The sequence below is a fragment of the Clostridium saccharoperbutylacetonicum N1-4(HMT) genome, assembly GCF_000340885.1.
Taxonomy (GTDB): Bacteria; Bacillota; Clostridia; order Clostridiales; family Clostridiaceae; genus Clostridium; species Clostridium saccharoperbutylacetonicum.
This window is the reverse complement of the sequence record NC_020291.1, coordinates 472,562-486,487: the sequence shown is the minus strand read 5'-3', so window position 1 is coordinate 486,487 and position 13,926 is coordinate 472,562. Positions and strand designations below refer to the sequence as shown.

Genomic DNA, 13,926 nt, shown 5'->3' with positions numbered 1-13,926 from the left:
CATTGAATATCATTTAACTCCAGTAATTATCTATAGTATTTTGTATCTCTTTACTACAAGATGCATTCATATATATTTCCATTAATAAATTTTCAACTTCTGGTTCTTTATACAACATTATATTGTCAACTATTACCTCTAATAAGTACTTATTAACATCCATTACTTTATTGTACATATTATTTGAAAATTTGATAATATCTTGTTTTGAAGCTTCTTTAAAAAACGCTTTTAATTGCATCTCGATATTTTCATTATTAAATCCTAATTCATTAATATTAATCATAATATCTTCTATTGATAATTCATCTGAAATAATATCTACCATTACTTTTTCTAACTGAGCTATAGCAATTCTTGAATCTTCATTTTCAAGATAAAATCGATAAAAAAATTCTTTATCTAAGCTATTATACATATAATGTATAGTATCTGCATCTATATCTTTACTGTAATTTTCCAATAAAACACTTTCAGTAGAAAAGTTATCAATTGTTTTCCATGACAAACTTCTACAATCATCATAAATTCTAAATTTCATTATTCCAGTTTGAATATTCTCTTCGCATTCAACAACAGGATATAACTGATTAACGCTTATTCCTTCTTTTTCTATGCTTCTTTTAGATTTTAAAATCATTATCTCACTCCTATCGGAATTAAATTTTCGTCCAAATCTATAATCCAAAAACCATCCTTATCTGTTTTGGTATACTTTAATTTATCTCTTATTGCTTTTGGTGCAGATATTTTCATCTTAGCATCATAATAACTAACTTTCCCAGTTTTAACATTCATATAATAATGTATCTTTCCTGTTCCATACTAATTTGTATATGAATATTTTGACTCCATTTTAGACCAATCTTCAATATTGCTTCCATCCTTAGTTAATTCAGCAATTAATTTTTTGTCGCCTAATTTAGCGCCTTTTATAATTTCCTCAGAATTATTCAATACATCATCTTTCACCAATGATTCTTTATATTTTTGATACAAATATGAGTCAGATGCAGAACTTTCTTCAACATTTCTAGCTTTTCCTGCCCCCTCAACAGCCTCTTCAACTTTACCCATCTTTCCTGCTTTACTTATATCATCAGCCGCCTCAACGCCTTCACCCACCTTACTTATTTTACCTAACTTACCAGCTGCTGTACCAGCTACTAAAGTTCCAATTTCAAAAATTGCTTGACCAATAAAATTATCCTTAGATCTTTGATTTCCATTTACTACCTGATCTTCATATGATTTATAAATTTCTTTACCTATAGCAACTACTGCTTGTCCAGAATATTGTGGATCACCGAAAAGTCTAATAGTACTAATTGCTGTATCAAATGGATGATCTATTACTGCCTCCTTTAAGTCCTTTAAATCATTTACTGCCTGACCTACTATTCCTTCAAACACACACAAAGCTCTATGAGAAAGCGATGATTCATCAACCTCTTTTACTTCTATATTTGTAAATCCTTGTATATCATCTGGGATAAAATTCCCAAATCCGTCAATTCTTCCTGCAAAGTATTCCCCATTTACACCTTTTTTCTTAGCTCTTGTTCCCTTATTCTCAGTAATTCTAGCTGATATTAGATCATATTCTGGTAAACTATCAATATCCTCATCCCAACTGCTTACTGAACAATCTTCACTACTACTACCACTTTCACTCCCAAATTTTATAGAACCAACTCCTACTAAATATGCTCCAACCATCAGTTTATGTATGTCATCTAAAAATCTCTCTTGTTCATCTTCATCAATCTGACCATCTTCTAGAATATTTGCTATATCCGCTTGTGCTGAAATAACATCCGCTACTTCTGAAAATCGGATAAAACCACACAGGCTCTTTTATTTGTTATTCGTATACCCTGAAAGGTTTCAAGGCATCCTTAATTACCGTCTACCAAGCTATCTCCTATTGTATCCAACGTTAAACCTTAGATAGAAAAATTCCAACAGATACCTTTACAGTATCCATTGGAATTTTGTTATCAGCTTGTATCAGACATCAAATGAAGCTTTTACAGTATACCTTATGTTTTTTCTAAGTATATAATAATTTTAAGCTTTTTGTAGTGAAAAACCTAAGTTTTACAGTTAAATTAACAAAGAATAGAAACATAATTCTTTTAGTTTCATTTTTCTTGGTTACCATATAGCATAGCAGTCCTATATAAAGCTCAATCTTTACTTTCCTTCAAGAATTACTATATCACACTTATTTTCGTGAATGATAATTCCTTGATTCTTTTCATAGCATACACTATCCATTTTCCTTGTAAATTTTTCTATTGAAGATAAATTATTAACATATAAATATAATTTATCAAGTACTAATGATTTATCAATGCTTAACTTCTTTATATCCATTTCAATCTTATCTATATCACTTCGCTTTATTTTGTAAAAACTAATTTTTGTAGTATTGTTAAAACTTATTTCTTCTGTACTTTCAAAACCAAATAATATTGATAACTGTATATAGTTAGGACTTCCCCCTCTGAAAATATCTATTAATTCTATAATTAAATCATTAAAATCACATTCTCGAAATTTCTTTTCAAGTACATCCCTTGAATCATCAAGAAACCAAGAAGAAAGTTCATCTTCCTCAGTATCGTCTATAACTCCTAAAGGATACGCTTTTTTATATAAAAAATTTTTATCCATTTTATTCCTCCTAATTTGTAACTTTATATTCTCCACCAATAGTTTTTGCAATTTTTTCAAACATCATATTCCAAACTGCATCCTGATTGCCTTCTTTAAAGAATTGCATAGCCACTGGGTCACTTCTTAGCTCAGTTTGTGCCATTGTTTGTGCCATTGCTATAGATTGTGGGTCTGTAACTTTCCACCCTTCACTTCCACGTATCATCCTATATACCTTTCCATCTGGTGTTACGGCTCTTATTTCAGCCATATCAAATCCAGTAGCAGTTTGAATATCTTCCAAACTAAACTGTCTACCTGTTGGATGATTATGAGTAAAAATAGAATCCTTTGCTATATCTTGATAAGAACTTACATCTATTGAATTTTTATTTCCAACTATAGTATCTCCTATCATATCCCCTTCTTTATTAAAGAATTGTCCATGTTCTACAGATTCATTCATAATACCTTTTTCAACATTAGTAATTTTAAAGATAGCATTATATGCATCTGATGCTTTATCTTCAACATAATTCTTAAAGCCATCCCAACTGCTCACAGAACAATCATCACTGCCTGATGAATCACTTCCAAATTTAGTTATGAAAGCCCCAACCAGCAACTTATATGCATTTTCAAGGATTTCTTCTGCATCTTCATCATCAATTTCTCCATCATCATTTGCATCTGCATAATCACTTCAAAAGTAAGACCTTAGAAAGAAAAATTCCAGCAGATACCGTTACAGCATCCATTGGAATTTTGCTATTAGCTTGAATCAGACATCAAAAGAAGCTTTTACTGAATACCTTATGTTTCTATAGTAACTGGTATTCACACCTCTTTTTAATGGCTGTTTACTGTTTTTAGAGCATATTTTTTTCACACAATAAACTACAAACTTACTACAGAATTAGAATTAAGTATTCACTTATATTATATACAATTCAATTAACTAAATATTTTTACCAATTCATTATTTACATAGAATTTTTTTGTAGTAAATATTTCTAATTTTATTAAGTCAGTTTTTCTATAAAATATTTTTCTTACATATTATTGGATAAACATATTTTTCAAAATTACCTACTTTCTTTTCAGTAATAAATAAATTCTTTCCTTCTTCAGTTTCATACTGCTTTATAGCATAACTATATTCGTAAAAATCTTTACCTCTCTTTAATACAATACATTTGAATAATTGGTCAATATTTATTGCCTTAATAATCTCGGATTTATTTAGTGTTTTATACCAAATTGTTCTTCTCCTTTTATCGCTAGGGTATTGTGCTGGCAAATTCGATTCATTATTTATAAAAACCGTCCTTTCTTTGATAAAATTCGTTTTTTCCCTTTCTTCATCATCATCCCTTAATATTTCATGCCCTCTACGCTTATTGAACTCTATTAATTTTCTATAAAATTCTTGTGTCTTCTTATCTTCATTTTGCAAATTATTTAGAAAATACTCAGTATCAACGCAACTAAAAATCAGTAAAGAATCTTCATCTAAAAATGAACTTAATATATCTGCAACTTCTTCACTGTTTTTTATTTCATGTGAATTTTCGATGACATATCCTAATTCCTCTTTTAATATTTTCATTTTTATAAATCCTTTCTTAATCTTCAAAATACAAATGTAAAGAATCATCTGTTTTTGTAGTTCCTTCAAAATAGTATTCAAAGTGTATTTGAACTTCTTTTCCAGCATTAACACCACGGTCAATGAGTTGCCCACTATGAATTTCTCCTATAACTTCACCTTCGCTATTGCTAACAAACATTTTACCTATATCAGTTCCACCACCAAAACTTAGTTTATAATTATTTTCTTCTGCCCATGTCCACATATCTGTGCCAGCTCCAACCCACTTTGGATTGTTAGGTACATATTCACTACACGTGTTATGCACTAAAATCCCTCTATTTGAGACATAATATGTGTGCCATTCTTCAACTTCGAAATTATATACTTTTATATATTCTCCTATCAACTCAAATTTTAATGATGTAATTTCAATTACCTCTCCAGAATAAAGTTGTACATTATCTCCAACTTCCAATTCTTCTGCTACCACCCATCCTTTATCAACAACCCAAAATGGATGAGTTGGTGTAGCTTTTATTTCAGTTTCCTTAATAGTAATGCGAACAAGTCTATCTGTTTCATTTACAAATATATCTGTAACTTTTTTTAATCCCTTTTCCCCTGTATATTGATTCTGAGAGTAAACTTCATCACCAATTTTAATATCTTTTATATGTTTATGACCATCTTTAGTTAAAACTAGCGTCTCTTCTGTAAAACATACTCCACCAGAAATTTCAGATTCAGCTTTACTTCCCCCCTCAACAGCCTCTTCAACTTTACCCATCTTTCCTGCTTTACTTATATCATTAGCCGCCTCAACGCCTTCACCCACCTTACTTATTTTACCTAACTTACCTGCTGCTGTACCAGCTACTAAAGTTCCAATTTCAAAAATTGCTTGACCAATAAAATGATCCTTAGATTTTTGATTTCCATTTACTACCTGATCTTCATATGATTTATAAATTTCTGTACCTATAGCGACTGCTGCTTGTCCAGAATATTGTGGATCACCGAAAAGTCTAATAGTACTAATTGCTGTATCAAATGGATGATCTATTACTGCCTCCTTTAAGTCCTTTAAATCATTTACTGCCTGACCTACTATTCCTTCAAACACACACAAAGCTCTATGAGAAAGCGATGATTCATCAACCTCTTTTACTTCTATATTTGTAAATCCTTGTATATCATCTGGGATAAAATTCCCAAATTCATCAATTCTTCCTGCAAAGTATTCCCCATTTACACCTTTTTTCTTAGCTCTTGTTCCCTTATTTTCAGTAATTCTAGCTGATATTGGATCATATTCAGGTAAACTATCAATATCCTCATCCCAACTGCTTACTGAACAATCTTTACTACTACCACTTTCACTCCCAAACTTTATAGAACCAACTCCTGCTAAATATGAACCAACGCCTAATAAATATGCTCCAACCATCAGTTTATTTATGTCATCTAAAAGTCTATCCTGTTCATCTTCATCAATCTGACCATCTTCTAGAATATTCGCTATATCCGCTTGTGCTGCTATAACATCAGCTACTTCTGTAGCTATCTTTATTCCCGCTTCAGCTACTTCAGCTACAGCTCCCATAACAGCACTTGCCAAACTTTCTAAACCAAATCCCATCTTATTCCCCTCCATCCGCAAAAGGAGAATAACCTTCATTAATGTTTCCGTTTAGTATTACCTCGCTGCCTTTAACATGAAATTCTCCTTCTATTGAAACTCCATTTTCTGTACTTCCTTTAGTCATTAATACTTGACTTTGAGCACTTATATTTACATTATTAGGTGTACTTATAACTATTTCTCCACCTGCATTTAGGCTTAATCCATTTGGACTTGTTAATGTCGCACCTGTCTCATCTTCAAATGTTACACTTAGTGGCGCTTCACTTCCCCCTATTATATTTAAAGCTCCTGGAAGCATAGCTATTTCACTGCCATGTTCTGTATGGAAATATCTACTTGCTGGATCTTCTGTTCCTTCACAAGTATCTCCATTCTTTCTGACGCAGCCTATAACAAATGGTGCTTCACTACTTTCATTTGGAAAGTAAAGTCTTACACTTTCTCCTGCCAAAGGCATTGAATACATTATATTTACTGATGGTGGTAAATAAGGAAACCAATAGGCATCAGCTTCACTTTGATTTTCGTCTATATTTAAATGAACCTTTAACTCTTCTCCTTGTACTGCAAGAACTATTCCTTCAAGTTCAGCACCTTTTAAAAGCCTATTATAAATTAGACTCTGCCATACTCCATTTTTTCTGCATAGCTTATATTTATACAAAATTTCTTCTTTTTCTTTATAAGCTTCATATTCTCTAACGTACAAAGCCTTGTCCTTATATTTAATTTCTGAACCAATTTCAAATATAGCTTTCTTTTCTATTTCATAATAAAAATAATCTGTGTCACCATATCCAGAATCATATCCTCCAGCTTCTTTAAAACTTTTAATATCTTTAAAAACACTGTATTCTGTATCAGACTTTAACTCATAGCTATGTAAAGTTGGTATTCCAAAATTAAACAAATAATTTGAGCTTATTATGTCACTATATAATTCTGATTTTAATTCACTGGCAATTCTCTTTAAAAAATTCCAATCTGTCTCCTTATATTGAAATAATGGCTTTCCTATTTTTTGCCCTTTTCCTGTATATTGAGTAAATCCATAACCTGTATATTCAAATAACACGCTATTTATCAAGTTATCATAAGTCATATCAACATTTTGAAAGGATCTACTCTTTTTCTTTACATCTAATTTAATACTTAAAGTCAAAGCTTGAATTTCTAAATAATAAAGTCCACTATCATTTGAGGTTCTAACGTTTTGAACTATCCCACTGAATAATCTTCTACTATTTCCTTCATCAACCTCATTAATATTAGTAGTATTTCCAGCTTTTAAAGCTTCATAAACAATTATCTTATCCTCTGAGGAGGCTTTTATTGAAATATCAAAGTTTATCTTTTCATCTACTAAACATTTTAAATATAAATATCCATGGTCATTAGGTCTATTTTCAATTTTTATATCTACTATTTTCATTAACTCATAAGGCGATTTTACCCTTAACTTATGAATTTCCCCCATTATTTTCCCTCCCTTTCCATATCACTTACGCTTGTCCATCTGTAACAAACTTTATTGTTCCTCCATAAGCACATATTAAAGTCGAATCAGTTGTTAATGCAGGAGCTCCACCAATTAAAGTATCTCCCTGAGCATTCATCCATTCCTTTAATATCATCACTTGGCACTTCTTTCCTGTTACTGTTCTTCCATTCTTTTTCACTAAAGTAATGTTTCCAGTTGAAGGGCATCCTCCCTTACAGATTCCAAAATCACTTATATTTTCCCCTACCACATTATCACTTTCATTCATTATAGGATTTCCATTTGAATATGCTCCATGACTTGCAGGAAGATTTATTTTCTTTTTATGCGTTCCCTTATCACATTTCATCTTAGCTCCCCTTACTACATATGCAGTTGCCACCTTAACCATCTCCTATTTATTCTTCTTCAATTTCCAATCTTTCCAAATGCATTCCTTGAAATTCTCTTCTAAGCAGACTTTCAGCTACATCTAATCTCACTACTATCAAACTTTTTGAGCTTTCTTTTATTTTAAATATCTTCTTACCATTAATTTTTTCTTTATCTAAAATGATTTTTCTTACTACTGTTTTATTTAAATTTAATTCTGCATTTTTACTTAAACATTCTATTTCTTCAAAGATTGGCATATAGTAATTTTCCTGTCTCTTATTTATTAAATCTACCAATGGAATCGTCTTAAATATAATTTCAGAGTCATACTTTTCAATTATTTTTTTCATTTCTTCTGAAATAAGAAATAAATTTTCATCTAAAATATCTAAGAACTCTGTTTTTTCATTGCATTTAACATTAAAGATTACAATATCATCAATTTTATGGGCATTTAATAAATTAATATTTCTAACATCAATCGTATTAAATATATCCATTAGCTTTGGTGTATTTGTATATTCTTCTTCCCGCTTTAACCAAAAATAATCCATATTTTTACCTACCTACTTATTTTGAGGATATATCTTAATTGCAGCATCCATGTACTCTCCTGCCATAATCACTATATCTTCTTTCTTTTTCATTTCTTGGTATGCACTACCTTCTAAGAACTCTTCTAATATATCTACAATCACATTTACAACTAAACCATGATATTTATTTGCTTCTCTAAGTTTTATGTTCTTTAGATCTCTCTCTTTAATTGTTCTTCCATATAACATATATCTAATAAAAAGAATTCCCAATATATTTTTTATTCCTCGTTAGTATTTTTAAGTATAAGAAAAGACTAACAAAGAACATAATTATCCCATGTTAGTCCTAATTTTTATTTTATGCTATAAATAAGGTCATCCACTATATTAACAAATCATCTAATTGTTACTATTAATCTAAATCTGTATAACATCCACTAACTGCTTTGCTTAATACCATTATACCTACTGTATAGTTTGAAATTTCCTTTTTGAAATTTGTAATGCTAATATTTTTATCCAAAAAACAGAGCTATATTCATTGTTGCTATTAAAATAGTTAAAAGTAGATTATATAATGATACAATTACTAATGCCTTTTTCTTAAATTTTTTATATATAAAAAATATGATTCCTTGCGTGATTATCAAATTAATTAGAATAATTCCAACCACACTTATTATTCTAAGAAACATATCTCCCTTTTTACTAAAGTAGAATAAAGTGCCCACTCCCCATTCATAAAAAGCTGAGAACTTTGTAGATAATAGAATACCTACTATAACCAATATTATATTAATGATACTGCTCTTAAACTTCATTTTACTACCACCTTATCGACTTACTAGTTTTTTTACAACAATTCTGAACTCATTGAATTTTTTAGTTCCTCTAAAATATATTCTTAGTAAATTCGTTTTTTATAACACTTATTGTTCATCTGATCTTATTTTAACTTTATCAATGTTCAATTCATCAGTTTGAATGATAATATACCATAATACATAATCTTCATCCTGAATTTGAAATTTTTTAAAATTAGGAACTTCTCCATTAACTTTTATTGTTTCAGCTTTTGGAGACTTTGTTATGCCAAATACAACTTTTGGTTTTCCATCAGAACTCTTTCCAGAACCCATCCTTGTTGGGGCAATTTCTTCAGGTTTAATTGTTTTTGTTGGTAAAATACCTATACTCTTTGACCTCCAACCAGTCTTTGCGAATATTTCTTTTTTATTAAACTCCATTTCACAAACATTTCCTTGTGTTGATATATAAAAAATAATAGGTTCTTCTTTAACCCAAACAGTATCAATAATACTTTCCATAGGTTCATCACTAAAATCACTATGCTTTATTGCTTCCTCCGGAGTACTATAATAACCACTAAAACCTACTTGAAAAAATATTCCCATCACAATAATTATTAATAATCCTAAAATATATATCCTTTTATTCATTTTGTTTCTCCTTAGAAATCTCATCAATTATTTCAGTTGCTTTCATTACAAGAGTGTACTGTTGTGGATAAAAAGTTGAAATTGCATTTTCCAAATAACTCTTACATTTAATAATTTCATTTTCATGTTTAGAAATTAACCCTAAATAAAAATAAATATTTGCTTTAAAATTTTTCTTATAGAAGTTAGCCTTACCAAGATTAATTTCTTCTTTAAGTAATTCTTGCAATTCATTCCGACTTTTTGTAAAGTCATTGTTATAATAATTATTTATTGCATCACATATTCTTATTGCAATATTATTTCTAATTTTTTCCTTTTGCTGATTCAGCTTCATTTGAATTTTCTCAAATATAGCTCTGCCTTCCTCAATTCTATTTAATATATATAAGTTTAAAATTGTATTACAAAGCATAACAATTGAATAATTTGAAAAATCTATTTCTAATAAATCAATCTCATTTTCAATTCCATTCCATTTTCTCAATTCCATCATTGCATTTATTTTTTTTAGTTTGTATATATTTTTTCTTTTTTCAGATTTTGATTTTCGAATATACATGTCCACAGTTTTTGTAAACTTTTCAAAATCATTTTTATTAATTAATATATTCAAATATATAATTCTAAATGTTGGCATAAAAAATATTATTATACCCATAAATAAATATATAACCAAAATCATAATAAAAATTCCATTTACATTTACTAATTCCATACTCCACCTTCAATCTATATATTTTTCCTCAACTTATTTTGTAAATATACCATCAAGTTATTGATAATATTTTTATGTAGCAAATTTTGCTACTGTTAACATCCTGCCAATTGCCCATATGACACCTGAAGCCTCTTCTCCTAATGCAGCTAATAAGACCGGCAAATCCATGCCATCAGTTGCAATAGTTATTGCTGCTCCAGCTGCTGCAATTGTTATTGCTTCAATATTATTTATAGAAATACTAATTTTTAATTCGACTTTTGGTGATCCTGACTTTCTCGGAGTATATGAGCAAGCTAAAAAAACACTACTATCTTTCAAATCAATTTTGCAACCTATTTGTACTTTGTAACCTTTAGCACTTATTGACTCACTTGCTGTTAATTCTCCCTTCTTACTCAAATCAACCTCAGAACCATCTGGCAGAGAAACTTGACACTCGTCATCAGTAAAATTAATTGGAGCAGAACTATTTGTTTGAATTACAGTGCTTAATTCAGCTTTAAGCTTTATTCCTAAGGTGCTAAATGATAATTCTTTTTTATCTCCTCTTTCCAAGCTTACATTATTATCCAATGCAAAATCGTATAACCAATTTCCATCCCCTTTTTTGTAGCTAGTATCATTATCAGTTTCATCAGTTTTATCAGTATAAATTGAATCATTTTTATTTATGAATTGTTTATATATAGCTGGATCAAAATACTTTTTATTTTCACCTGTTTTATAATATAAATTTTCCCCTGGAAGTTTAGAATATGACGTACTTAAATCTTCAATTTCTCCAGTATTTGGATCAAAATACACTCCTGTATCAGGATCATATTCTGTAGACTCGCCTGGCAATCTTTGCATTCTTGATTTTAAATCAGCCCCACTGGCAACTTTATCAGCTATCCATTTACCACTACTATCTACTTTCCACCCATCAATTGTTGTACTTTTTGCCATCGATCCTTTTGGATATAAATAGTACCAATTACCTTTATCAAAAAGCCAACCAGTAGCAACTTTATCATCATTAAGATAATACCACCAGCTATCTACATATTTCCAACCTGTACCTGTAACCATTTTCCCTGTGCTATCTAAATGATAACCATCTACTGTATTATTCCATGTCATTGACCCATTAGCATATAAATAATACCACCCATTCCCATCATTTATCCAACCTGTTGCCATTTCACCTGTAGAATTAAGATAGTACCAAAAACCATTTACCTTTCTCCATCCAGTTGCCATTTTCCCATCAGAATCCATATAGTACCAGCTATTGCCATATTGAACCCAGCCTGTTTTCATTCTTCCATCAGAATAATAGTACCAATCCCCAGTGTTATTATTTTTTAGCCATCCTGTCCCACTAGTCATTTCACCATCATCATTCAAATAAAATCCATCAATAGTGTTATCCCATGTCATAGATCCACCAGGCTCATTAAAATAATAGAATTTACTTCCTACTTTATTCCAACCTTTAAAGACTCTTTCATTGGCCCCTACATAATAATATACACCCTTCTCATTTTTTTGCCAGCCTTCACTTCTTACCCATTGACCATCAAGATTCAAATAACAATCATCAACTGTTCTTCCCCAAGCCATAGATGCATCATCATAAAAATAATACCAGTAGTCACCTACTTGTTTCCACCCTCTAAATACTTTTTCATTGGCCCCTACATAATAATATACGCCCTTTTCGTCTTGTTGCCAGCCTTCGTTGGTTACCATTCTACCATCTGAACCCAAATAATAATTACCAACTACTTTACTCCAACCCATTGAGCCTCCAGGCGAGTTAAAATAGTACCAGTCTCCATCTATTTGTTTCCAACCTGTAGTCACTTCACCATCAGAATAATAGTACCATGCTCCATCCTTTACCCATCCATTTTGATTATCACTCATATTATCTTCCACCTCCCATTTCTATAAGAGGTGCATAAGCTTCTCTACTACTTCCATTCATTATTACATTATTTCCTTTTATGTTTATATCCCCATCTATTGAGACCCCATGGGATTTATTCCTTTTAATCAGTACGAGTTGACTATGAGCTTTTATTTTCACTCTCTTACGTGTTTTTATTATTATTTCTTCATCTGCATTTAGCTTTAATCCTTTGTGACTTTTAAGATGAACCCCTGTCTTATCATTAAAGGTTATACTTAAAGTTTTTCTTTTTCCAGCTTTTATACTTAAAACCTCTGGTAACATAGCTATTTCGTTGCCATGCTCTGTTTGAAGATATCTATTTTCTGGCTCTGCTGTTTGTGCACAAGTTTCTCCATTTTTCCTAATGCACCCTGTAACAATTGGAATCTCACTGTTTTCATTTGGGAAATAAAGCTTCACGCTTTCTCCTACTAATGGCATTGAATACATTATGTTTACTGATGGTGGTCTATAGTTAAACCAGTAAGCAGTACTGTCTTCCTGCTTTTCATCTATATTTAAATGAAGCTTCACCTGTTCCTTTTGGACTGCTATTACTTTTCCTTCAAGGGTTACTCCTTTTAAGGCTTTATTTTTAATTTCCCCTTGCCATTTTCCCTTTTTCACACATAGCTTGTACTTATAAAATATTTCTTCATTATTTTTATAAGCTTCATATTCTCTTACATATAGATTCTTTTGTTTATATTTAATTTCTGCATTTATTTCAAAGACATCCTTTTTCTCTACCTCATAATAGAAAAAATCTGTATCAGCATATCCTGCATTTTTTCCTCCAGCTTTATAAAAACTTCTTATATCTTTAAAAGCATTGTACTCTATATTATCGTCTATTTCATAATTCTTATTATAAGCTATTCCAAAATTAAACAAATAATTAGAATTTATTATATCGCAATATAATTCTGAATTTAATTCACTGGCAATTCTCTTTAAAAACTTCCAATCTGTTTCCTTATATTGAAATAAAGGTTTATTTATTTTTTGTCCACTTCCTGCATTTTGCGTAAAGGTAAAACCTGAATAATCCTTTATTATTTCTTTTATTAAGTCATCATAAGTCATATTAACATTTTGAAATGATCTGCTTTTTTCCTTTATATCTAATTTTGAACTTGAAGTTAAAGCTTGAATTTCTATATAGTAAATTCCATTTTCGTTTGTGGTTTTAATATTTTGAACTATTCCCGAAAATAACCTTCTGCTATTTCTTTCATCAGCTTGATTTATGTTTAAGGTTTCTTCATCACTTGCAGCTCCCATTTCTTCATAAACGCTTATTTCATCTTTTGTGGAAGCTTTAATGGCAGCATCAAAATTTATATTATCTTCGATCAACCCTTTTAAATATAAATAACCATGTTTATTAGGCTTATTTTCTATTTTTATATCTACAAGCTTCATTAACTCATAGGGCGATTTTACCCTAAGTTTATGAATTTCTCCCATCTAATTTTCCCTCCCATA

General features: G+C 30.2%; 16 protein-coding genes. All 16 read right to left on the bottom strand.

What is annotated here, in order from left to right; all coding sequences use genetic code 11:
- Positions 1 to 13: 13 nt before the first annotated feature.
- The 16 genes from CSPA_RS02030 to CSPA_RS01960 all read right to left on the bottom strand — a co-directional run bounded on the left by CSPA_RS02030 (position 14) and on the right by CSPA_RS01960 (position 13,908).
- Positions 14 to 640 (bottom strand): hypothetical protein, encoded by a 627-nt coding sequence (locus tag CSPA_RS02030; protein ID WP_015390556.1) that lies wholly within the window; start codon positions 638 to 640, stop codon positions 14 to 16.
- On the bottom strand, positions 640 to 798 hold the full coding sequence (locus tag CSPA_RS29925; protein WP_015390555.1) for a hypothetical protein: 159 nt from the start codon (positions 796 to 798) through the stop codon (positions 640 to 642). Before CSPA_RS29925 ends, CSPA_RS02030 begins: the two co-directional genes overlap by 1 nt.
- A gap of 27 nt (positions 799 to 825) precedes the next feature.
- Complete coding sequence (locus CSPA_RS02025) at positions 826 to 1,719, bottom strand: hypothetical protein (protein ID WP_015390554.1); 894 nt, start codon at positions 1,717 to 1,719, stop codon at positions 826 to 828.
- A 477-nt stretch (positions 1,720 to 2,196) separates the two neighbouring features.
- Positions 2,197 to 2,679: a hypothetical protein gene (locus CSPA_RS02020; RefSeq protein WP_015390553.1), complete on the bottom strand. Its 483-nt coding sequence runs from the start codon at positions 2,677 to 2,679 to the stop codon at positions 2,197 to 2,199.
- A 10-nt stretch (positions 2,680 to 2,689) separates the two neighbouring features.
- Complete coding sequence (locus tag CSPA_RS02015) at positions 2,690 to 3,286, bottom strand: hypothetical protein (RefSeq protein WP_015390552.1); 597 nt, start codon at positions 3,284 to 3,286, stop codon at positions 2,690 to 2,692.
- A 411-nt stretch (positions 3,287 to 3,697) separates the two neighbouring features.
- Positions 3,698 to 4,297: a hypothetical protein gene (locus CSPA_RS02010; protein WP_157228428.1), complete on the bottom strand. Its 600-nt coding sequence runs from the start codon at positions 4,295 to 4,297 to the stop codon at positions 3,698 to 3,700.
- Entirely contained in the window at positions 4,287 to 5,894 is a 1,608-nt protein-coding gene (locus CSPA_RS02005; protein WP_015390550.1) for a polymorphic toxin-type HINT domain-containing protein, read from the bottom strand. Before CSPA_RS02005 ends, CSPA_RS02010 begins: the two co-directional genes overlap by 11 nt.
- 1 nt (position 5,895) lies before the next feature.
- Positions 5,896 to 7,377 carry a contractile injection system protein, VgrG/Pvc8 family gene (locus CSPA_RS02000; protein WP_015390549.1) on the bottom strand — a complete coding sequence of 494 codons (1,482 nt, stop codon included), beginning with the start codon at positions 7,375 to 7,377 and terminating at the stop codon, positions 5,896 to 5,898.
- A 25-nt stretch (positions 7,378 to 7,402) separates the two neighbouring features.
- Positions 7,403 to 7,783 (bottom strand): DUF4280 domain-containing protein, encoded by a 381-nt coding sequence (locus tag CSPA_RS01995; protein WP_015390548.1) that lies wholly within the window; start codon positions 7,781 to 7,783, stop codon positions 7,403 to 7,405.
- Positions 7,784 to 7,799: 16 nt separating this feature from the next.
- Positions 7,800 to 8,330 (bottom strand): imm11 family protein, encoded by a 531-nt coding sequence (locus CSPA_RS01990; RefSeq protein WP_015390547.1) that lies wholly within the window; start codon positions 8,328 to 8,330, stop codon positions 7,800 to 7,802.
- A gap of 12 nt (positions 8,331 to 8,342) precedes the next feature.
- On the bottom strand, positions 8,343 to 8,561 hold the full coding sequence (locus CSPA_RS01985; protein ID WP_241393351.1) for a hypothetical protein: 219 nt from the start codon (positions 8,559 to 8,561) through the stop codon (positions 8,343 to 8,345).
- Between the two features lie 269 nt (positions 8,562 to 8,830).
- Entirely contained in the window at positions 8,831 to 9,136 is a 306-nt protein-coding gene (locus CSPA_RS01980) for a hypothetical protein (protein ID WP_015390545.1), read from the bottom strand.
- 108 nt (positions 9,137 to 9,244) lie between these two features.
- Entirely contained in the window at positions 9,245 to 9,775 is a 531-nt protein-coding gene (locus CSPA_RS01975; protein ID WP_015390544.1) for a hypothetical protein, read from the bottom strand.
- A complete protein-coding gene (locus CSPA_RS01970) occupies positions 9,768 to 10,493 on the bottom strand; it encodes a hypothetical protein (RefSeq protein WP_015390543.1) in 726 nt (241 codons plus the stop codon). The genes CSPA_RS01975 and CSPA_RS01970 overlap by 8 nt, the downstream gene beginning before the upstream one ends.
- A gap of 72 nt (positions 10,494 to 10,565) precedes the next feature.
- Positions 10,566 to 12,410 (bottom strand): N-acetylmuramoyl-L-alanine amidase family protein, encoded by a 1,845-nt coding sequence (locus CSPA_RS01965; RefSeq protein WP_015390542.1) that lies wholly within the window; start codon positions 12,408 to 12,410, stop codon positions 10,566 to 10,568.
- A gap of 1 nt (position 12,411) precedes the next feature.
- The gene (locus CSPA_RS01960; RefSeq protein WP_015390541.1) at positions 12,412 to 13,908 is read right to left on the bottom strand and encodes a type VI secretion system Vgr family protein; all 1,497 of its coding nucleotides are present in this window, start codon (positions 13,906 to 13,908) and stop codon (positions 12,412 to 12,414) included.
- Positions 13,909 to 13,926 lie beyond the last annotated feature (18 nt).

Excerpts from the sequence above, each read along its gene's own strand:
- CSPA_RS02030 (WP_015390556.1), bottom strand. The coding sequence starts at position 640 with ATGATTTTAAAATCTAAAAGAAGCATAGAAAAAGAAGGAATAAGCGTT.
- CSPA_RS29925 (WP_015390555.1), bottom strand. The coding sequence starts at position 798 with ATGAATGTTAAAACTGGGAAAGTTAGTTATTATGATGCTAAGATGAAA.
- CSPA_RS02025 (WP_015390554.1), bottom strand. The coding sequence starts at position 1,719 with ATGGTTGGAGCATATTTAGTAGGAGTTGGTTCTATAAAATTTGGGAGT.
- CSPA_RS02020 (WP_015390553.1), bottom strand. The coding sequence starts at position 2,679 with ATGGATAAAAATTTTTTATATAAAAAAGCGTATCCTTTAGGAGTTATA.
- CSPA_RS02005 (WP_015390550.1), bottom strand. The coding sequence starts at position 5,894 with ATGGGATTTGGTTTAGAAAGTTTGGCAAGTGCTGTTATGGGAGCTGTA.
- CSPA_RS02000 (WP_015390549.1), bottom strand. The coding sequence starts at position 7,377 with ATGGGGGAAATTCATAAGTTAAGGGTAAAATCGCCTTATGAGTTAATG.
- CSPA_RS01990 (WP_015390547.1), bottom strand. The coding sequence starts at position 8,330 with ATGGATTATTTTTGGTTAAAGCGGGAAGAAGAATATACAAATACACCA.
- CSPA_RS01985 (WP_241393351.1), bottom strand. The coding sequence starts at position 8,561 with ATGTTATATGGAAGAACAATTAAAGAGAGAGATCTAAAGAACATAAAA.
- CSPA_RS01980 (WP_015390545.1), bottom strand. The coding sequence starts at position 9,136 with ATGAAGTTTAAGAGCAGTATCATTAATATAATATTGGTTATAGTAGGT.
- CSPA_RS01975 (WP_015390544.1), bottom strand. The coding sequence starts at position 9,775 with ATGAATAAAAGGATATATATTTTAGGATTATTAATAATTATTGTGATG.
- CSPA_RS01970 (WP_015390543.1), bottom strand. The coding sequence starts at position 10,493 with ATGGAATTAGTAAATGTAAATGGAATTTTTATTATGATTTTGGTTATA.
- CSPA_RS01965 (WP_015390542.1), bottom strand. The coding sequence starts at position 12,410 with ATGAGTGATAATCAAAATGGATGGGTAAAGGATGGAGCATGGTACTAT.
- CSPA_RS01960 (WP_015390541.1), bottom strand. The coding sequence starts at position 13,908 with ATGGGAGAAATTCATAAACTTAGGGTAAAATCGCCCTATGAGTTAATG.